Source organism: Methylomonas sp. 2BW1-5-20, from assembly GCF_052474515.1.
Window position 1 is genome coordinate 34,353 of record NZ_CP184128.1, and the last position, 20,229, is coordinate 54,581.

A 20,229-nucleotide genomic window follows, 5' to 3' on the forward strand; every position below is an offset into this window, starting at 1 on the left:
TAAATAATGCTTTATCTCGATAAAATATTATTAATGACTTAATGCTCAGAAAATGCTAGTTTTTGCCCTTTGATGATATTCATTTATTGTTTGATCAAGATCTCCCTCTAACAACAAGTCCTCCTTCAGTAAGTCTTGATGAGCGTTACTGATAATCCAGGCAGGCCAAGGATCATTCTTTGATTTGATTCGATTGCTCAGTACCTTTGCAGCCCACTCGGGTATGTCCAACGCGATGATGGCATCGATCCAAGGACACTCTATTTTGAGTAGATCAACAAACCAGTCGTTCGCAACCTGCGAAGGATGCTTCTCTAAATATCGTGTTGGCTGATGTAATTTTCGACAGCCGGCAAGCTCAAACGGACCAGCATCGCCTAATACAACCAAAACGGGATTGCTACCTTTCAATTGCCATTCAGCAATGACTGGAGCCAAGGCCATTCGTGTTGAATAATTAACGCTGACGCCAACAAATACTAGGGTTTTTTCGAAATCAAACAGCGTTTGGCCTCTGTTACCAAATTGCAAAACTGGCGTTGATTCGTGTCTTCGATCTGCTATTCGCTCCAGGCAGCGTCGACGAGTATCCATTTCCACCTGATGATAGAGCACCCAACCCTCACCAGATTCTTTGGCATACCCCTCGAAATCGCCTTCATCCTGAGCCGACAGGATATATCGCCCCGGCTTCTTCCAGCCTTCATTCACCAGTTCTGATAGGTTTTTGTGCGACTCGTTTATGCCCTCGATATGTAAATCACCGTGCGCAAGGCCTTCTTCAAACAAGCAGATTTCTGAATTCCAAGCGGCATTACTGATTTTGTTATTCGCTAGAGTGCTTAAATACAGCGCATCTCCTGGCTCATGACCCGTTAGATTGGCTCGCCGCCGCTGTTCGGTCGCCATCATTCTCAGTACTTGGTAATCGCGACCATCCCGGTAAGCAACAGAGACTACCTCTGGATCCCTCAGTAATCCCTTGAGTGTCTTATAAAAGTCCGGCGTGTAGAGGGGCGTATTGCGTTGCCCTTCGAATTGCTTATTGGCAATGCGTCGATCAAGATAGGAATAGGGGTGCTTTCCAGCGCGAATAGTCTTGATAATGTGTCGCAACAAATCATCATTCCATCCCAGATTGGCCTGAGCTTCACGTACCATGGCGAACAACTGGTCGGCAAATGCTTTCATGGTTGTTGAATCCCGGTGGCTAAGCCATGCCTCGTCCTCTGGATCGGTATCGTCCCAACCCCAAAAAAAGAATTCATCAAACAGGTTAAACGGAATGTGATTCAACGGCCAGGGATGATCATCACTGTATTGAGGCTTAGCATCTTGCCATGCCTGCAAATACCGATCATTTATTCTCGTGGGCACCTCGTCAATGACGACCCAAACGTATGACCAAATGTCGCCCGGTCGGTCAATGAGCATCAGTTCATACACACGATGAGCATTCTCAGCATCTTTGATGAGTTCAGTTAGTTCATTGCCAAGCATCCGAACTCGGAAAGGCTGTTTGCTATTCCGATAACCCATTTCGCCAAAATCTATGGACAATGTAGTCTGATAATGAATCATGGTTATTCCAAATGTAAAAGGGAATATGTAACGTCTGATGAATATGAAGTTAATGGAATTAGCCTCGACGCTATTACCCATTTTCGTGCATATTCCACTCTAAACCAGCCACCCATTCCGATTACAAAACTGCCACCTATTCCGATCCAAAGTCGGCCACGAATTAAATGAAGGTGAATACAGAGTACGATTGCCCTATTTCCTCGAAGTATTGTTTATGCCGCTCGCCAAATTCGTATGTTGACGTTCTGTTTAACAATGGATCAGTGCAGCATTTAGCGCATGTAGAAACAACGTCCCGGTAGACCTCTGCCGGAACCTTCCTTTCTCCACGGTAGTTCATTAGAAGCTTCTCGCCTAAATGATCGGTTGTTTTACTTCCTCTTTGAAACATGAAGATACTGGGGTTCGAGCCATAGGCCGCAAAAACAACATATCGCCAACTTGGGTCCGGTCGTCCATTTTCAGGCAAGACCTCGAACGAATACTCCAAGTCACCGCCATTACTTAGTTCGTTATAAGCATTCTCACACTTTTTCGGACTTTCCGCGATTAACACACAAGGCCCAATCACATCGTAATCGACATACTCTGAGCTTGGCTCAATGCCTAGTAATTCCGATAAATACTCACGTTGAATATCAGGTAACTCCGACTGACCACTCAGGAACCACTGTAATTGTTTAGCCGTAACGCCAATAGCATTTGCTATGTCGCTTAGCATGTTAGGCCAGCAGTCAATCAGTATTTTTGCTTTGATGGCACAACAACGATTCCATTCTTCATCATAATTGATGTTATCAACATCTTCGTTATCTCCATTCTCGCCGCTTATAAGCCAGTAACAACCGGATGTTGGTTCATCCCGCCAATAGCGCACTTTCTGATTGTGTGGCACATTTGTTTCCCATGAAGAAAGCCAGTTACCTACAACCCAATCCAATTTAGAAAAGCCTAAAACGACATTACTTTGATTAAATGGCAACTCGATCCATTTCGATGCGCGTTCCTTAACTAAAGTATTTGGGCACCATTCCCATTTGCGTCTATTAATATGTTCTTGGTGAACATTTAAGGCATGAGTATTTAACTGCTCTATGTTATCGAGGGCTTGATCGTTACGAATATCCATACTCCAACCGTATTCGAGAACAAGATGTTGAGCCTCACGCAATGAGGCTGAGAATGTTTTATCTTTACCATCTGCGACCTCAAGAGATATGTCGCCAATATCAGCAAGAGAGTGTTTCAGGTTAGGACATGCCTTTGCAATGTGACGGTTGATTTTCAGTTTATCAGGGTATCCACGGAGGCCGTGCGCATTATTCCAACCATCCAGTAAAACGCCAAATAATGATCTTGGGTTATCTAGTGTCGAAAATGTGAGCCACTCGATCTGAGTGCCTGGGATTGTAAGCCCATATAGAATCAGAGGCGTTAGGCCCATTTTTTCCGCGTCTTTTAATCGAATAGCGTCCCTGGCAAAAACAATACCTTTTTCTTCATGTAGGAAAATATGTTTTGCGGTTGAGACATAGAAATGATGTTCGCGGGCTATTGAATGCATGATCTGTGGACTTTATCGCTAGCGTGGGTTCCTTGATTGTTGGCATTCTATCGAAAACAGTGGTGGGGCATGAGTGGTATCACTGGCCGATATTCAATTGGAATACGCATTGGAGGGTAAAGGCGTGTAGTCGTCTTCTGACATTGGTGTCCAAAATCGACCGGTTTCGGACAGTCTTTAAAAGACATGTACTAAAGTAGGCTAATTGAATTACGGACATGTGTTATAATTCGTACATCCCTTTCGGACGGAATTAGCGCATGTCACGCGTCTTTGCTTACTGTCGAGTGTCGACCACTGACCAGACGACACAAAATCAAAGCTTGGAAATTCAGTCTGCCGGTTTTGCCATTCAGCCGCATCGTTTGATTGAAGAAAGCATCAGCGGTTCAGTCGCGGCGAAAGAACGCCCCGGTTTTAATAAACTGATCGAGCGACTGGAAGCGGGCGATGTGTTGGTGGTGACCAAGCTGGATCGACTCGGTCGTAACGCTATGGATGTCCGAGCCACGGTCGAGCACCTTTCTGATTCCGGAGTACGGGTCCATTGTCTGGCGTTAGGCGGGGTTGATCTCACCAGTTCTGCCGGCAAGATGACCATGCAGGTGATCGCAGCGGTCGCAGAGTTTGAGCGTGACCTGTTAATTGAGCGAACCCAAGCAGGCCTTAGTCGGGCGAAGGCGGCGGGTAAACATTTCGGCAGGCCGCCGGCTCTTAATGCGGAAGATCGTGCTGAAGTAGTAAAACGATTGGCTGCGGGCAGCAACGTTTCTGAGTTAGCGCGGGAATTCAAAACCACCCGGCAAACCATTATGCGGATTCGGGAAGCGGCGATGAAATCACCGCAAAGTGAAAAGTTGGTCAACTATTCTGGAGAGTAAGCGATGAATCATTTATATATGGAACGACACGATGACAAAGACAACATGCATCGCTTTTATCAGATGTTTGTGACACCAGGCTTGTTTGACGATTGGTCACTGATTAAGGAGTGGGGTAGGGTCACCCGGTACCGTCAGAAAGGAGTGGTTCGATACCCAGGAAGAAGCCATCGTCGCCGGGAGTAAGTTGTGCAAGGCCAAATGTAAAAAAGGCTATCAAGCTATTCGCACAGAAACATGATGCAGAGCATTGAAATGCCCTAGTCTGTTTCATATGCGCCGCAAAATGGATGGTGGGATAGCGGTCAATAATCAGGTCTTTTTATTGCAAACTGTAGCACTAAGCGCTATATTTAAAAGATAAAAATGGTGAAACAAACCAACTGGACTGTGTGCGGATATTCAAAAACAAGGCGTTCACACGATTTGCTAAAAAATCAGGAATAGACGATGCCAGCCTCTGCAAGGCCGTCAGTGATGCCGAAAGGGGATTACTGGATGCTGATTTGGGCGGTGGCGTCATTAAACAACGTGTCGCCCGCAGTGGTGGCGGCAAATCTGGCGGGTTCCGCACCCTGATCTTGTTCCGCATTGGTTCACTCGCGTTTTTTGTGCATGGTTTCGCCAAAAATGAACAGGCCAACATAGATGATGATGAATTGGTCGCTTTGCGGAAATTAGCGGCTGTCATGCTGGAGTATGACGAAGCAGCACTGAATAGCGCATTGGCCAACAAGACATTGATAGAGGTGATCTGCAATGAAAAAACAATACCGTAGCCGTTTGATGGCCTCCGTTCATGAAACCGCCGAAGGCTTGCATGAGGCGGGCGTCATGGATAAGCGCACTATGCGCAAATTCGATGAATTGTGCCTAACGCCAATCAATCCCTTGCAGCCGGAAGAAATCCGGGCACTTCGTCTGCGTGAACGAGCAAGCCAAGCCGTTTTTGCGCGGCATTTGAATGTCACGACCGGCCTGGTCAGCCAATGGGAGCGCGGCGAGAAGCACCCCAAAGGCGCATCATTGAAGCTTCTGTCCCTGGTCGCCAAAAACGGACTGGAAGCGATTGCATAAATCCAAAGCCAGGCTTAACCAAGAGGATAGCGCCCCTTAACTCGCGATGCCCTTGCTGGTGTGCGCCCCCTTATCACCATGACTTTAACGGCTTACACTCGCGAACACCATTTCTATGTCGCAATCGCAAAACACGTTTTTCTACACGCCGACAAAGGTATTGTTTTTGTTAACGATCCGATTCGATTAAAAGATGCGGAAAAATTTGATTTGAAACCGCTGGTTCTATATGGGCTTACTGTCCCTGGGACCCAAATTGAATGGCTAACATTTTCTCTACTCGATGAGCCAAGATCATTATCTGGCGTTTTGCTGGAAGGCTGGGAAAAGGCGTCTGGCCTCCGTGGATACCCCGATAAGCTGAAGATCAATCGTCACATTGCCAATGCATGCCCTCAATTGCAAAAATCGCTCGACCATATTGGCGGCATATCGCTTGAAATCGCTGATGGCAAGGATAAGCAATTCTCGGCCTCATTGCGTGTTGCTCAACAACGCGGACTGGAACTTGGTTGGTACAACCATGATGGCCATGTCATCAACGATGTTAAAGAGTTGAATGATCATGCCTTGAATATTCATAACGGGCACGTCAATGGTCGCAGGTGGGAATGGATCGGAAACAACGCAGTCAAAGAACAGGCCTCAAAATGGATGGCGTTGCCTTTTAAGACCAGTAATACGGTTTTGAGCCCCTCAAAATTGGATTGGGTTAGCGGCTCCTGGCTTTCCTCATGGGAAACAACTGTCCCACAAAATCAGAAAATGCATTTCTGGCGGCATGAGACAAAACCTGGCTGTTACTGGCTGCTGAGTGGTGAGGATGAAAATATTGATGACATAACCGACGAGGATTGGGACCGACGTTGTGCGCTCAAAGCAAAAATACTGGTGGATTGTTGGCCTAATAAACCGGGCGACATTGCTAAGGCTATCGGCATTACAGTAAAACAACTGCTTTGGTTCCTTAATGGCCAGATGGCGTTACCTGAGACTGAAAGGGAAGATTTGTCAAAACTGCTAGGCATTGAAGCAAGTGCAAGATTTGTTGATTACGATGTAATCGGCCCCTGTGTGTTAATTGCAGAAGGCCCGAGAAAGTGCTCTATTGCTTATGAAGAACTGAGTAATGGTGGGGACCTGGAGTATTCGGTGGAGGTACTTCCTGAAAAGGGAACTCCAGACCCGAGTTGGCGTTATGTTGTTTTTTCTGCCTATGGCAGACTCCCCAATATATTCATGTTCCAAAGGGGAAGTAAAACAACTGATCAATTAGGCAAAAAGCTTTTAATGAATTATCAGGGAGAAAGAAAGGTTCCGGCATCAACCTATAGAGATGTTGTTTCTACATGCGCACAATGCAGCACTAATCCGTTGTTAAACCGAAAGCTAATGACTGAATTCGGCGAACGGCATAAACAATACTTCCAGGAAACGGGAACGAAGTTCTACACATGGCGATAAATTACACCATATCCTGTATTTGCTGCCTAACGTCTCGGCCTTGACCATCTTGCTCGACCGCCATGATAAACAAGCATCGTCCTTGACTAGACTTGGCCCACAACTCACCCACCGCACGCTTTTCGGCTGAATCGTCATTGCTGGCGTAGGCTTCACCCTTGTATTCGACGACCAACATCCGGCCGTCTTTCAATTCGCAGACAAAATCCGGATAAAAGCGATTATGAGCTAGTGGTAGCCAAAACGAGGCATGATCCCGACGCACCAGGTTCCGAATCCAATATTTCACTTCCGGAAGACTATCAATCGCCTTGGCGCATTCGTACTCTTCGCCTTGAGCTTTCAAGTCCTCAATAATCGGATAAAAGTGTTTTTGAAATTTGTAGCGACCAGCGTAATACGGCGGTCGCGCTGGGTAGTGGTCTGGCGAGAAGCGATGGACAAACTCATCCGTCAATACCACTTGCGCCGCATTGCCGAACAAGGTTTGTTGGTAACCGGCTTTTTGCGCACGTTTGCGGTATAGGCCAATCAAATCTCTAACCGCCCGTAGCAAGGGGTATTTGTTGCGTACCAATGCGGTCAAATTGATATTGGGTGTTTGCAGCAAATCGTTGATCAGCAGGGCGCTAAATTTAATAAGGTCGCGCTGCATGACATCGGCTTGCTTGCATTCCCGATCCAGCCAGCCGAGCAGGTCTTGTTCGGTGACATCCAATAAATCTTCATTGAGGTTAATCACCTCGTTTTGTTGGGCAATGTGGTAACTGATTTCCTTGCCGTCCAGATCGATGGAAAAACTGTTGCTGGTTTCCTGTATGCGGAAGTTATTCAATTTGGCCGGGTAATCCAGCAAGCTCAACTGACCGTTTTCCAGAATGGTTTCCGGTTCGATCAGTTCCAATTCGTCTTGAATGTAAGCGCATAGCAACGGCAAACGACCAAACTTCTCGCCGCGTTCGGACGGTGATTTTTGCGCCTGGATACTTTGATTGTGGATGCGCAAATCACGGGCGATGGTTTCTTGCGCCGGCTTTTTACCCACCGCTTTCAGCAAGGCTTGCTGCAACGGTTCGGACACTTCACCGCTAATGCGCACGACATAAGCGCCGTTATCCTCACTGATGGCCAATTGGCGTTTGTCGGCGTCGTCCAAATGCTCCAGATCCGGCATGGTAGGCAATTCAATCACCAAAGAAGCCAGCGCTGGTTTGGAACCCTCTCCAGTGTTAGGTCCAAACAAATCGATTTGCCCATTACCAACCGGCGCTTGCTGTCGCAAAAACGCGGCTACTTCCATTTCCTCAAAGCCCATCGCAATCAACTTGTCGGTCAACTCCTTGGCGGCATTGGCAAAACCCTTGGTGGCCAGATGCGCGTAAGCCCGGTTTAAATCTTCAATCAACCGCCGGCGGGCAAACGGCATGCGCAGCACCCGGCCTAGCAATTGTTCGGCATCCTTGCTGGAACTGACTTGCTTGACCGAGCAAAACACATAGGCAAACGAGCAATCCCAGCCTTCCTTCAAGGGGTTAATTAACCAAAAGAACGGTTTGTCCCGGCACCCCTCTGAAACCCTTGGTATCACCGGCTTACAGCCGAAAAATCGATTTCAAAATCGCCAATCAATTTATTGATAACTTCTTGAATATTAAGAAGACTTCCCCGATTATAAAATTCATTCTTGCCAATGAAGTTAATATGCTGCCATGCAACGGGCGAAAAACGCAGTATTTCTTTGGCCTTGACTGGGTCAAAGGATCGATAATGCTGATGAAGTGCCGACAAAATGATCGCATTATAGAAAATCACTGGATTGGCAATAAGCCGGATCGATTCAGCATTGATGTCGAGTTCAATTTCAGTTTTTCCGTTCAGCATCCTACCGCCGCTGACTTTGGCAATGGTAGAGCTTAACTGGTGATACGATTCGCCACAGTTCAATGAGGTTCTTTAATGCAATTGATTATTTAAAATTTATGCGATAGGCTTCACGCATCTGTAATAATTTTCCATTAGAATTAGACTTAACAAGGCTATAGCCAATTGTTACTACCATTTTTCCATCACTCGCCTTTCAAACATACAAAGGAATGTGAAATTCATAGTAGCAAGGAAGTGCTGAATCATTTAGGTATAAGCACAGCTCGTCATCAAATGTGTTTGTCCAATCAGCCATCACGCACTCATTCAAGTTGGCCTAGTCCAACTGAAAAACCAGCGCCTATGCGCTGTTGTTTGACCCGCATAAATTTCTGAAAGGCTGTTATTTCTCCCTTCACTCCGAAGGATTCGAAAACGTGCGCGTGTAAAAAATGCGCAAATAAGGAAGGCTATATGAGAATGCGTCATATTTTTGCTTTGCTAGCGGTTGTTTGCAGTTTGGCGGCAAATGCCGGTATTTATGATCTGCCGTCAGCCAAAGCTACCCAATGGCTTACCGGTCAACAGAACAGTGATGGCAGCTGGGGCGGCAATCAGGATTTACAGGCCGTTTATACCAGTGCCGCCGTTCAGGCGTTGGCGAGAGCCTATAAAACCAATGCCGCTTACTATGCCGGCGTTACCTGGCTGGAAAATCACGACACTAGCAATGTCGATCTCACCGCCCGCAGCTCGGAGGCGTTACTCAACCACGGTGACACTCAAGCGGCCGCCTTAGCCTATTTGCAAGGCAGTCAAAACCTGTTCGGCGGTGTTTATTCGGGCTGGGGCTTATCCGGCTATTATAATAGTTCGGTCGTTGATACCGCCCTGGCGCTGATCGCCTCTGCCGATCTAGGTAACACCACCCAGATTCAGGCCGCCATCAATTTCTTAAAGTCCAACCAACGTACCGGCACGAACGACAAAGGCTGGACTATCGGCACTTCCAACAATATGAGCGACCCGACTGTAACGGCTCTGGTTATACAAGCCTTAGCCCGCTATACCGGCACGGACAGTACATTACCGGCAGTCATCACCAATGGCTTAAACACTCTGCAAACCTTGGTAGGCGGTGCGTCACCCGTCATCCAGCAGGCAGTGGCAGCTCAGGCCGCTCAAGATGCCGGGAACACGGTTTTGGCAACCAGCTTTTTGACTCAGCTCCTAGCCAGTCAAGGCAGCGATGGTAGCTGGAATAGCGATCCCTTTGTCACGGCCATCGCCACTCGAGCCGTTGCCTCCGCTGCACAACCAGCCTCCCAAAACACCTCAGTGCTCATTCCTGATCAGGCCTTGCGGCAAGCTATTAATCTGGCCTTGGGGCGAAATTCAATGGATAGTTTAAATAAGGGCTTATTGGCGCAACTGACCAGTATCTCCGCCATCGGCAAAGGCATCAGCGATTTGACCGGTTTGCAATACGCCGTCAATCTGCAAAGCGCCAACTTCAATGGTAATAATCTTACCAGTGTTGCGCCGGTTAGTGGATTGACGCAACTGACATCCCTTAGCTGGATAGGCAACCCCGGAAATCCCGACGGTCCTGTTCAAGTTCCCGCCCTGCCGCCTCTAGCTCAGTTAATATTGGCAATCGGATTGTTCGGCATCCTGACTTTTTTCCGTCGAAACCAAGCAAGCTGCTGAGGAGTTTATCCATGCGACTTTTATTATGTCTATTACTGGCGACTGGAACAGCATATGCCCAGTCCATCCCGGAAACCACGCTGGAAGAAATGCGTGCAAAACACCTATCTCCGCAGCAATTGCAAGCCATTCGGGCGATAGGCGGTAATGTCTTACAGGCCAAGCAAACTGCTCAGGTCGATCCGGCCGATAAAGCGCTGCTGATGCAATTGCAGTCTGCCGTGTACAAACTCATTGCAGCAGAAAATCTGACTAATCCTGCCGGTCTCAATGCTATCAGTAAAAACGGAGCAGCCATCCCTGCCGTCAATACTCAACAGACTGCCAACGACGCCGCTCGAAAATCCGCGGAAACGGCAGCCTGGGAGATAATTGGTAACTTGCACCAAGATAGCAGCCAATTGCAGAGCACCTCCAAATCAGCCGCCAAGCGGGTCATCCATTCAGCAGGCAAGCCTATCGGCGAACAGCGAGGCCGCCAGTATGAGCTTTGGGCTAATCAGCTGGAAGCCATAATCAACAATAAAAACCCTGATCGAATCACTGAATTACTGATATTCGGCAAGCAAATACAGACGCAACCATCCGGCGTGAGTCCTACAGCTATTGACCGTGGCCCACCTAATTTCCAGTCTAGACCCTGGAGAGACCAATCTGTGCAAACGGTGGCAACTCATCCCGAAAAACACAAAATTAAACATTAACAGGGTTCGGCATGTTATCCATTCAATTACAGAACAAAACAAGGCGATTATTTTACTCCTTACTGTGGATGTCGATAGGGTTGCCGGTACTTAGCCAGGCGCAACAACCTGAAACGCCCGAGATTGTGTTCAGAAGTTCCGATGCAGCGCCGCTGGCTACTCAAGCCGGGCAACTGGCCAATGCGGTCGCCATCTATGAGTATGTCCACAACACTTTTGAATTTACGCCATATCAGGGGTCGCGTTCCGGCTCCGTCAACACTTTCCTTGGCCAGCGCGGCAACGATGTCGATATTGCGACGACATTGATCGCCATGCTGCGTTCGCAAAACATACCAGCCCATTATGCGGTCGGCACAGTGCGGCTTCCCTCGGCGCAACTGACAAACTGGTTAGGCGTGGGCAACCTGGATGTAGCGATACAAATTCTGAAAGATCAAGGCATGCAAGGTGTCACACTGGCGGTTGACCGCAACAGCGTCACCTTCGAACATGTCTGGGCTGAAGCATTGATTCACTTTGATCAATACCGTGGACTTCCCACGCCTAGCACGGTTGATTGTTCGCTCACCGCCAACACGGCGCGTTGTACCTGGATACCGTTGGACGGCAGTTTCAAACAGAAAATATACAATGGCCTGAATATCGATCCTTATACCGACGCCACCCTCAATTTTGACTATACCCAATACTATAAAGCTATCCTGAATAATGATGTAACCAGGATGGACAAAAATCCGTTGACCATTCTGGAAGAACAAATCGGCACATGGTTACACACCCATTACCCCGGCAAAACCCTGGATGACGTGGCGGATGTGGGGGTGATCACCCAGATTCATGATGGCCTGCTGCCGGCCTCGTTGCCTTATGCTGTCACGATAAACCCACGCACCTATGATTCAGTGGCTGCCCATGATGCCGCAGTGCCGGCAACCGAGCCCAAAAAATGGGGGAAAACCCTATCGATCAATTTCAGCATGGATATTACCCCGCCCGGTGGCAGTACCACCCATCTGGCCAGTACCTTCGGCCCCTATTTGATAGCCACCCTTAACACCAGTCGCTTAACCCTGGATACCGAATTTCTCGCCAATAGCAATGTCCCGAATCTAGTGGTGCGATTGGGCGGTGTCGAACAAGCCAGACCGGTCTCGAACACCCTGAATATTGCCGGTTACACGCCCGGCATTGGCGACCGGTTTTCAATTACCGCCAACATGGATGGCGAACCCGACCCCACCGGCGGCAGTAATGATCAAACGATCACCGCTGCCTACACCAATCTGATTCTGGGCGGCTACTACTTGGTGGCAGCGGGTGGAGAATATTCGAACTGGTCGCAAGTCCATCGCGCGGCAGAGCAACTACTCATTGATAACGCGAATAATCCCATTGTCTTTGATTCTACCCAATTAGGCAGTAATGGCTCAGCCTGTAGTGCTGCCAACAGCCTGGGCTGCATTCCTTATGTGGACGTTAATTTCAACGGTGTCTTGAACGCCAACGATCCAGCCTTATTACTGGATCAACCTGCGCTGGATGCCATGACTGGCGGTTTGCTCTATGTGGCCGCTACCCAGTATTTCGCCAGTCTGCGCGAAGATTGGGATCGCGCAGACCATCTGATGAAAACCAAAACCTCCGTGATTGGTTTTCTCGGCGTGGTCAGTTCCACGTTCGAGGCCGAATACCTGAATAACACCGCCTTTTCCATCATGCCCGGCGGCTTGCTGATCGATATGAAAGCGATCAGATTTACCGGTACTTATCGTGCCAACGATACGCCTTTGAATAATAATGCCCTCAATAATTACAGTAATCGTCAATTCGAATTCCTTGTGCACATGGGGTCCTCTCTGGAGCATGAAACCTGGCAGGAATTAACCGGCTATGACGCCATTTCCACCGTACGCGGCATCCAAATGGGTTTAGCGGATACCAGTAATCCCGCGACTCTGTTGACTGTGCAAAACAGCCCGGCCAGCAATACTGTACCGGCATTTCTCAGTGCGGTGGGATTCAGCCCAAGCGTACCGACACCTTTTACGCTACATACTCGGAACAACATTTTCGGGACGATACCCAATAGCTGGTCTACGCCAAGCGGGTCGGCAAACCTATCATTCGACATGATAAAAGCCAACCCCAGCGGCCCCAGCGATCCCCGCTTCCCTAATCTCAACTATTTAAACAATTGGCCAAGCGGCACTCCCAACACCTATATCTCCGATTACTGGGAAAGTTGGATGAATTGTTTCTATACGGGTCAAAACTTAATAAACAGCAACATCACCACCTATGGAGCTAATGCCACCTATATCAATGCCACGACATACTGTGGCGTCACCTGGGCGGCTGGAACCACGCTGAGCGCATCTCTTACCCTGTTGCATAATGGATTTAACAGCTTCATCGCCAGCCAACCGGCTTTCTTCAATTATCTGGATACCGCGCAAGGCTTTCATAGCACGGATTTCCTGTATCGCTCCGCTTCCCTAGCGGCCAGTAGTTACTCGACGAATACGGTTGCCAGTATTCGAAATGATCTCATCAACCGCGATACCTCGCAATTCTGGGTGCAATACACCTTGCCTTCGGCTTTGGTCGCCACGCCCTTCAATCATTTTGAGGTTGATATTCGCCGAGTTTATGAGACCAGCACAGGAAATCTTTATGACATGGGTTTTGAAATCTTCAACACAGGGCACTAATGACATGCGCCATCACCACGACTCTTCAACGCCTTTTATTAACGGGTTCGGCTTATTAACCGCTTTGCTTGTAAGCGCCTTACTCATTGGGGATGCGGTCATGGCGGGCGGTTATGTCGACGCCACCCAAACCCTCGATCCGGCAGGCGTTACCAACGCCGGCACCGTGATACAGCGCTATAACAACGCGCAGTTCAATAACAAGATACTGGTCGGCCTTGTCCACAACAACCCGATTCAAACCCCGTCCACCGCCGATCCCGTTTCGACCGTCTCCGGCAACAACTACCACGACGAAACCGATTTTCAAATTCGTGGCCGTAATGGCCTCAACTATGTGTTTACCCGCACCTATAACAGCGCTTCCAGTGCCACGGGAGTTGATCGAGGTCTTGGGCCGGGCTGGGTGCATTCTTATGGGATGCAATTGGTCTCCAACGATTTTGGCAACTGCCCGAATTGCACCAGCGCCCAAGCGGCCGAAAACGGCAATGGCAAAACGGCTTCCATCACCTATACCGACGAACGCGGAGGACAGCAAAATTTTCTGGTCAATGAAACCAGTTTTGCGGTCACCAAACCGCTGGGCGATTTCGATACGCTGACGCTGGACAGTCCGGTAGCCGGTCAGCATACGCTCACTTTCCGTAACGGAGTGAAATATACGTTTGAAACCCCCAGTGGCGTCCTGAAAACCACCCCTAATGTCAAGGCGCGCTTAAAAACCATCAGTAATCCCTGGGGCGATCAGCTCAACCTGGCTTACGATGGCATCGGCAGGTTATCGGCCATTACTGATAATTTGGGTATCGCCACGCGTACCGGTCTGGTCTTTAACTATATTTCATCCAGCGACACACACATAAAAAGCGTTACCGACTGGGCGGGACGGCAATGGAATTTCACCTATCTCGGCACGGATTTGTGGCTGGTCAATAATCCGTTGACGATCAACACGCCGCTGACCCCCAGGAGGCAATACCACTATATCGCGGGGCATCTGCTTGATTATTTCTTTAAGCCGCTGACCCGCAACAATCTGCCGGTGGTGACTTTTTTCAATTATTACGAAAATGGCCGGGTCTTCGATTACTTTGACGGCATGGGTAACACCGAAACCCTGGATTACGACTTGTACCGCAAAAATACCCGCGTAACCGATGCGCGGGGCGGCGTTCGCGAATACAGCTATGATGCCAACGGCTTGATGACCAAACTGATCGAACCGGACGGCGGCGTGTTAACCTTCGCCAGCCAAAGCGATGGTTTGCGCAACAGCAAATACGACGCCTTGGGTTACCAAACCCAATACAGCTATCGGTTGGACAAAGCGTTTGCCGGGGCCAGCGACACCGGTGGTAATGTCAGCCGCGAACAGGACGCTTTGAGCCAAACCATCGATACCACTTACGGCCCCTATGATCAGGTAGCCTCTGTCAAAGATAAGCGCGGCAATACCATCACCACCAGTTTCTATAGCACCACTTCCGGTTGCGCATTAAATGGCAAACCACAAGCCGTCACGCTTTCCACGCTAAACGGCAGCAGCAATGTCAAAATTCGCGACTACTGCTGGAACAGCAACGGCACCCTGAACAGCCAAACCGAATACCTGGACGCCGCCGGCAGCCACAAGCGCACCACCACCTATACTTACGATCCGGCCAGCAACGGCCTCAACGTCAGCGATGTGAATGTCACGGCCACCAACACCACCGCTGTTATCCATACGCAATTTACCTATGATAGCTTGGGGCGTACCAAGACTTCGACGTTAAACCGCACGACATCCCCAACCAACAGCGCCCTGGAAGCCCTGACCACCAGCTACACATATGATGCACTGGACAGAGCGATTCAGGTCAAAAACCCTGCGGGTCGCGTACAAGAAACCGTTTACGACCTCAATGATCAGGTTTACCAGGAAAAGACCTGGTACCCCAGCACCACAGCCCGTAGCGGTTGCGCCGCTCCAACCACCATTAACGGCGTCAGTTATGCCGTCTGTACCGAAGCCACCCATCAATACGATACCGTCGACCGCCGCATCAGTACCACCGATATTTTAGGCAAAATCAGCAAATTTGATTACGATCCCGCTGGGAATCTGGCGAGACAGATTGATGCCAATGGCAATATCACAAAATATGAATATGACGCCATGAACCGCAGAACGGCGATGATCGACGCCAATGGCAGACGCACCGTGACCGGGTATAACCAACGCGGCGATGTCACCAGCATCACCAATCCCAACGGCGAAACCGTTAAAAGCCAATACGATGAACTTGGTCGGTTGAAGCAACTTACCGATAACCTGGGCTACATCACGCAGTACCAATACGACGCCAACGGCAACCAAACGTGTGTGATCGACGCCAACGAACACAGCCTAACCACCGACCCCAGCTATCAGCCGATCAACAGCAACGGTTGCACGTTCTACAACAGCTATGACGAACTGAACCGGCTGATCAGCAGCAAGGATGCCCAAGGCAACATCACCGCTTATAGTTACGATCTCTTGGGTAACCGCACCCAGGTCACCGACGCCAACAACCACAGCACCCTTTTTAAATATGACGATCTGGGCCGCCTGAGCGAAATTGATGATCCTTTAACCCATGTGCAAACCTTCATCAACGACGAAGCCGGCAACGTGATCCAGATCACCGACCGCAAAGGCCAGATCAGTCAGCATGTTTACGATGTGCTGAACCGTAAGACCCAAAGCACGTATCTGGCTGATGGCACGCAGGACAACTACACTTACGATAACTTCGACGATCTGGCGCAGGTACAGAACGACGCAGTGAGTTACACCTATGTTTACGACAACAAACACAGGATGCAATCCAAAACCGACAGTAGGCAAAGCAAATCGTTAAGCTGGACGTTCGATCCGGTCGACAACATCAAAACCAAAACCGACTATCAAGGCAACATCACCACGTATCAGTACGATGACAGCAACCGCCTGACGGCCGAGGCCAACCCCAACTATCTGGAAGTCAGCTACCATTATGATCCTGCCGGCAGATTGCTGGACCGTTTGCTCAGCAACGGCGCACAAACCCACTATAGTTACGATAGTGGCGGACGCCTGATCCGCCTGACTAACCAGAGCGCCACCGGTCTGCTGGTCAACGACACCCAATACAGCCGCGACCACCTGGGTAACATCCTGACGGCTACCGAAAGCACCGGTACTCAACAAACGTCTGGCACCACTACGTTCAAATACGACCCTGAATACCGGCTGAAAAGCGCTACCTATCCGGTCACGGCCAATAACGAAACCATCACCTACGATCCGGTCGGCAACCGCAAGACTTACACCAAAGGCAGCCTGACCCTGTATTACAACGTCAACAATGCCAACCGCCTGATTGACACCCGCACCGGCAGCGCCACCGGAACCCTCTACGAAAGCTATGGCTATGATAACAACGGCAGCATGACCAGTATTAGTGGCAACCGCACCGTTGGTATGACCTGGAATGCCCACAATCGCATCAGCCAGATGCAGATCAACAGCATTCCGGCCTATAGCTACCAATACGATCCGTCCGGCTACCGTATTCAGAAAATTGCTGGCAGCACCAAAAACTATTACCTGCAAGCCGAACACCTGGAAGCGATTTACGATAACAGCGGCAATATCCTGGGACAGTTCTTCCGGGGCAGCGTCATTGATGAAGTGGTTAATGCCTACCAGCAGGACAACGCCGGCAAGCTGGTCAACTACACCTTCCATCACGATGCCTTAGAATCCGTCCTCGGCCAAAGTGGGCACGACGGAACAATACTCGCCAGCCAGGGCTACACATCCTTCGGCTCAACTATCAACGCTACCGGTAGCAGTAATAACCTGTTGAAATTTACCGGGCGGGAGCAGGATACGGAGACTGGATATTATTATCTACGGGCACGGTATTATGATCCAATTTTGGGAAGGTTTCCGAGTGAAGACCCAGTGGGGTTTGCGGGGGGAATCAATCTATATACCTACGCTGGAAACAATCCTATCAATGCCAATGATCCGACTGGGAATGCACCCCTTGGTGAGGTGTTAACAAGTATAGCTAGTAAATTTGGGATAGGGGATTGTAAAGATTGTGCTAATGCTTTGATGAAGGCTACAGTTGATTCTGGTAATTCTGGAACTTTACTAGAAATGAGGGCAAATATAGTAGACGGTAAAGGCGAATATATATGGAATGACGCTGTTAACAAAAATATATCCACGAATGCTGATCATGCAGCAGTTGAGGTAAATGGATTAGTTTATGATAATATTAATCCGAAGGGTATCCCGCGAGCAGAATGGGAGGCGCAATTCGATTCAATGTTTGGTCTTAAACCTATTCAAGAAACACCTTTTGGCCCTGGTTTACCATCAATTACTCTTAATGAGCTTGGCAGCACACTAATTGCTGGATCGGTAATAGCTGTGAAGGTAGTAGATATTGCCAGTCAAATACTTGATCCAGTTGGTACATACATATTTGGTAAAGAAGCCGGGTCAAATAGCGATATTGTTCCTAATATTTCGCCGTCATCTTATATAGGTTGGTCTAGCAATGCAACAAATGCCTGGTATCAGATGACGGCTGATGGTGGTTTTGTTATTTATCCAAATAAATCTAATACAAATATAATGCGATCCATATATTCTAAAGGAAGGTAATGTAAAGCAAAGATTGGTTTTAATTTTCTCTACAACCATAACCTCTCATACATAAAATGACAAATATAACTATATCCTCCGTGGTTGAGAATAAACATATGAGTAGTTATGCTTTGCTTAAAGAAATCGAAAAAAGACCTGTATTGTTCCTGGGAAATCCATCAATATTTAATTTGAGCGCTTTTCTAAATGGCTATACTAATGCTTGCGTTAATCATGAAAAACGCATGCAAAAGGATGAAGAGTTTTGGAATCAATTCTTAAAATGGATAGAAAGTAGATATTGCAATTTTTTTGATGCAGAAATTAAACAACTTGAAGTTATAATGTTTATTACCGCCGGCGGTGATGAGCATCAAGCGTTGCAAGGATATTTCAATAATTTTGAAAATTTCCTACAAGAATGTGGTAGTTTTTTGGAAAAAGAGGAAAATTGGCAACTAACCACAACGCCAAATCTAAGTTTAATGAAGAGGAATAATATGGATATATGCGAAGTATTTAACGAGATTCAGAAAAGACCGGCTTTGTTTCTTTCTACACCTTCTATTTTCAGGTTAAATGCATATTTGCAGGGTTATTTTACTGCGTGTAGTAATTATGGAATTGCTCATCAAGACAGAAAAGTTTTTGGTGAATTTATCGAATGGCTTTCAAATAAATATAGAAAACTGAAAATTGCTGATGTGTATCGCTGGGAGCAGATTATGTTTATCGTTTCTTGCCATGATGAATATGAAGCATTAAAAAACTTTTTTGTTTTGTTTAAAGCATTTATTGAATGGCAAAAGAAATCATAAATTCCAATTACGCATGATATTAATTGCCCCATAAATATTTGCACACTTATTCATCTCGGCTGCATACGTAACGGCTCTATTTTATGCAATGGCTTATTATACACTTTTAAATATTGGCATCGCATTTGGCGATTTTATCGCGTTTTCAGCAGCGTAGGTTGGGTTGCGCTTTTTGCAACCCAACATTTAATGTTGCGTACACTGAAACTAAAAAGATTACTTTAAAGACCATCATTCTGGGATCAATACTTTGTACCGCTTCGTTCACATTAAGACTTCGATTGTTTGGGTTGCAAAAAGAGCAACCCAACGCAGCTGACCGAGCAGCGCAACAAGTGCTTGGTACCAGATGACGGATTATGGTGGTTTTGTTATCTATCCAAATAAATCTAATACGAATATGATACGCTCAGTGTATTCGAAAGGAAAATAATTAAATTTTATGGCTAGAGGTCATTCTGTCTATCACTTTGCAACTAAAAACGATTATTCTCTAATCTTGTCGGATGTTTCATCCCAATTAGACTTGAAATATACCGTGGAGGAATGGCGGCTTGAACCGGACTTTCCAGTGTATCTGTCACCTTTAGAGGTACCTGATTTTGATTTTTGCAAATGGCCAAATTCTTGTAAAACTAGGTTTCTCGTTTTGCCCGTCAACGCAGAATTGCCATTCAAATTTTGGGCTAGCAGACAAGTACCCGAAAAATATGGATTCATGCCGGACTGGGGTGTAAGAAATCCAGATTATCGCTTTATTTTTTTTGATCCTTGCGGCTTTTATAAGAGCGCAGAATGGGGAGAAGGCTTTCTTCAGGGATGGTTGTCCACGAATTCCGTTCATCCAGATTCCCTTACGATTTTTAACGCCTTCAAGAAATCGATCAAAAAGCGTTTCGAGTATTTCCGATTTTCCGGTGTCTATGTTGGGCCAGAAGCGGCGCCATATTTCGATGCTGGTGGCCGCTTAGCGGAAGATCTACGCTTGCCAAAGGAACGAGATATGAAACGCACGGCTCCCAATACAAATACCACGTCCTCTGTTGTCTGAGTAAAGTCATTAACACCTTAGGCTTTGAAGCTGGCATCACCTGTGATCATTGAACTGACACACGGCATCTTGAATACGATATAAATTTGGTAACGCCATTGTTTTCACATAACTTAGTTTCTGCAGG

At 47.7% G+C, this 20,229-nt stretch carries 13 protein-coding genes and 2 pseudogenes; 11 read left to right on the plus strand and 4 right to left on the minus strand.

Annotated features, from left to right (window positions below; genetic code table 11):
• Positions 1-45: 45 nt before the first annotated feature.
• Together ACH50O_RS22985 and ACH50O_RS22990 are read right to left on the minus strand one after the other, a co-directional pair.
• Complete coding sequence (locus ACH50O_RS22985) at positions 46-1,581, minus strand: hypothetical protein (RefSeq protein ID WP_446812256.1); 1,536 nt, start codon at positions 1,579-1,581, stop codon at positions 46-48.
• Positions 1,582-1,744: 163 nt separating this feature from the next.
• Positions 1,745-3,148 (minus strand): hypothetical protein, encoded by a 1,404-nt coding sequence (locus ACH50O_RS22990; protein ID WP_446812257.1) that lies wholly within the window; start codon positions 3,146-3,148, stop codon positions 1,745-1,747.
• Positions 3,149-3,408: 260 nt separating this feature from the next.
• On the opposite strand from ACH50O_RS22990, the gene ACH50O_RS22995 reads away from it, so the two are divergent.
• The 5 genes and pseudogenes from ACH50O_RS22995 to ACH50O_RS23015 all read left to right on the plus strand — a co-directional run bounded on the left by ACH50O_RS22995 (position 3,409) and on the right by ACH50O_RS23015 (position 6,570).
• On the plus strand, positions 3,409-4,029 hold the full coding sequence (locus tag ACH50O_RS22995; RefSeq protein WP_446812258.1) for a recombinase family protein: 621 nt from the start codon (positions 3,409-3,411) through the stop codon (positions 4,027-4,029).
• Between the two features lie 63 nt (positions 4,030-4,092).
• Positions 4,093-4,270 (plus strand): annotated as a pseudogene (locus tag ACH50O_RS23000) (WGR domain-containing protein).
• Positions 4,271-4,421: 151 nt separating this feature from the next.
• Complete coding sequence (locus ACH50O_RS23005; RefSeq protein ID WP_319962969.1) at positions 4,422-4,808, plus strand: type II toxin-antitoxin system RelE/ParE family toxin; 387 nt, start codon at positions 4,422-4,424, stop codon at positions 4,806-4,808.
• Positions 4,789-5,106: a helix-turn-helix domain-containing protein gene (locus tag ACH50O_RS23010; RefSeq protein ID WP_054761722.1), complete on the plus strand. Its 318-nt coding sequence runs from the start codon at positions 4,789-4,791 to the stop codon at positions 5,104-5,106. The genes ACH50O_RS23005 and ACH50O_RS23010 overlap by 20 nt, the downstream gene beginning before the upstream one ends.
• Positions 5,107-5,184: 78 nt before the next feature.
• Entirely contained in the window at positions 5,185-6,570 is a 1,386-nt protein-coding gene (locus ACH50O_RS23015; RefSeq protein WP_446812259.1) for a hypothetical protein, read from the plus strand.
• A gap of 1 nt (position 6,571) precedes the next feature.
• Here the strand turns inward: ACH50O_RS23015 and ACH50O_RS23020 are convergent, their stop codons facing one another.
• Positions 6,572-8,098 (minus strand): hypothetical protein, encoded by a 1,527-nt coding sequence (locus tag ACH50O_RS23020; protein ID WP_446812260.1) that lies wholly within the window; start codon positions 8,096-8,098, stop codon positions 6,572-6,574.
• A gap of 56 nt (positions 8,099-8,154) precedes the next feature.
• Positions 8,155-8,517 (minus strand): annotated as a pseudogene (locus ACH50O_RS23025) (Tn3 family transposase); the annotation flags it as partial.
• Positions 8,518-8,913: 396 nt separating this feature from the next.
• Here ACH50O_RS23025 and ACH50O_RS23030 point away from each other — a divergent pair.
• The 6 genes from ACH50O_RS23030 (at position 8,914) to ACH50O_RS23055 (ending at position 20,102) form a co-directional block, all read left to right on the plus strand.
• Positions 8,914-10,143, plus strand: a complete 1,230-nt coding sequence (locus ACH50O_RS23030) for a prenyltransferase/squalene oxidase repeat-containing protein (protein WP_446812261.1) — start codon at positions 8,914-8,916, stop codon at positions 10,141-10,143.
• Positions 10,144-10,154: 11 nt separating this feature from the next.
• Entirely contained in the window at positions 10,155-10,847 is a 693-nt protein-coding gene (locus tag ACH50O_RS23035) for a hypothetical protein (RefSeq protein ID WP_446812262.1), read from the plus strand.
• Between the two features lie 11 nt (positions 10,848-10,858).
• Complete coding sequence (locus ACH50O_RS23040) at positions 10,859-13,561, plus strand: transglutaminase-like domain-containing protein (protein ID WP_446812263.1); 2,703 nt, start codon at positions 10,859-10,861, stop codon at positions 13,559-13,561.
• On the plus strand, positions 13,524-18,251 hold the full coding sequence (locus ACH50O_RS23045) for an RHS repeat-associated core domain-containing protein (protein ID WP_446812264.1): 4,728 nt from the start codon (positions 13,524-13,526) through the stop codon (positions 18,249-18,251). The genes ACH50O_RS23040 and ACH50O_RS23045 overlap by 38 nt, the downstream gene beginning before the upstream one ends.
• Positions 18,252-18,349: 98 nt before the next feature.
• A complete protein-coding gene (locus tag ACH50O_RS23050; protein ID WP_446812265.1) occupies positions 18,350-19,051 on the plus strand; it encodes a hypothetical protein in 702 nt (233 codons plus the stop codon).
• A gap of 442 nt (positions 19,052-19,493) precedes the next feature.
• Complete coding sequence (locus ACH50O_RS23055) at positions 19,494-20,102, plus strand: hypothetical protein (protein ID WP_446812266.1); 609 nt, start codon at positions 19,494-19,496, stop codon at positions 20,100-20,102.
• Positions 20,103-20,229: the final 127 nt, after the last annotated feature.

Bases quoted from the DNA above. Each gene is read 5' to 3' on its own strand.
- ACH50O_RS22990 (WP_446812257.1), bottom strand. From the start codon at position 3,148: ATGCATTCAATAGCCCGCGAACATCATTTCTATGTCTCAACCGCAAAA.
- ACH50O_RS23050 (WP_446812265.1), top strand. From the start codon at position 18,350: ATGAGTAGTTATGCTTTGCTTAAAGAAATCGAAAAAAGACCTGTATTG.
- ACH50O_RS23055 (WP_446812266.1), top strand. From the start codon at position 19,494: ATGGCTAGAGGTCATTCTGTCTATCACTTTGCAACTAAAAACGATTAT.
- ACH50O_RS23015 (WP_446812259.1), top strand. From the start codon at position 5,185: ATGACTTTAACGGCTTACACTCGCGAACACCATTTCTATGTCGCAATC.
- ACH50O_RS22985 (WP_446812256.1), bottom strand. From the start codon at position 1,581: ATGATTCATTATCAGACTACATTGTCCATAGATTTTGGCGAAATGGGT.
- ACH50O_RS23045 (WP_446812264.1), top strand. From the start codon at position 13,524: ATGACATGGGTTTTGAAATCTTCAACACAGGGCACTAATGACATGCGC.
- ACH50O_RS23030 (WP_446812261.1), top strand. From the start codon at position 8,914: ATGCGTCATATTTTTGCTTTGCTAGCGGTTGTTTGCAGTTTGGCGGCA.
- ACH50O_RS23010 (WP_054761722.1), top strand. From the start codon at position 4,789: ATGAAAAAACAATACCGTAGCCGTTTGATGGCCTCCGTTCATGAAACC.
- ACH50O_RS23040 (WP_446812263.1), top strand. From the start codon at position 10,859: ATGTTATCCATTCAATTACAGAACAAAACAAGGCGATTATTTTACTCC.
- ACH50O_RS22995 (WP_446812258.1), top strand. From the start codon at position 3,409: ATGTCACGCGTCTTTGCTTACTGTCGAGTGTCGACCACTGACCAGACG.
- ACH50O_RS23035 (WP_446812262.1), top strand. From the start codon at position 10,155: ATGCGACTTTTATTATGTCTATTACTGGCGACTGGAACAGCATATGCC.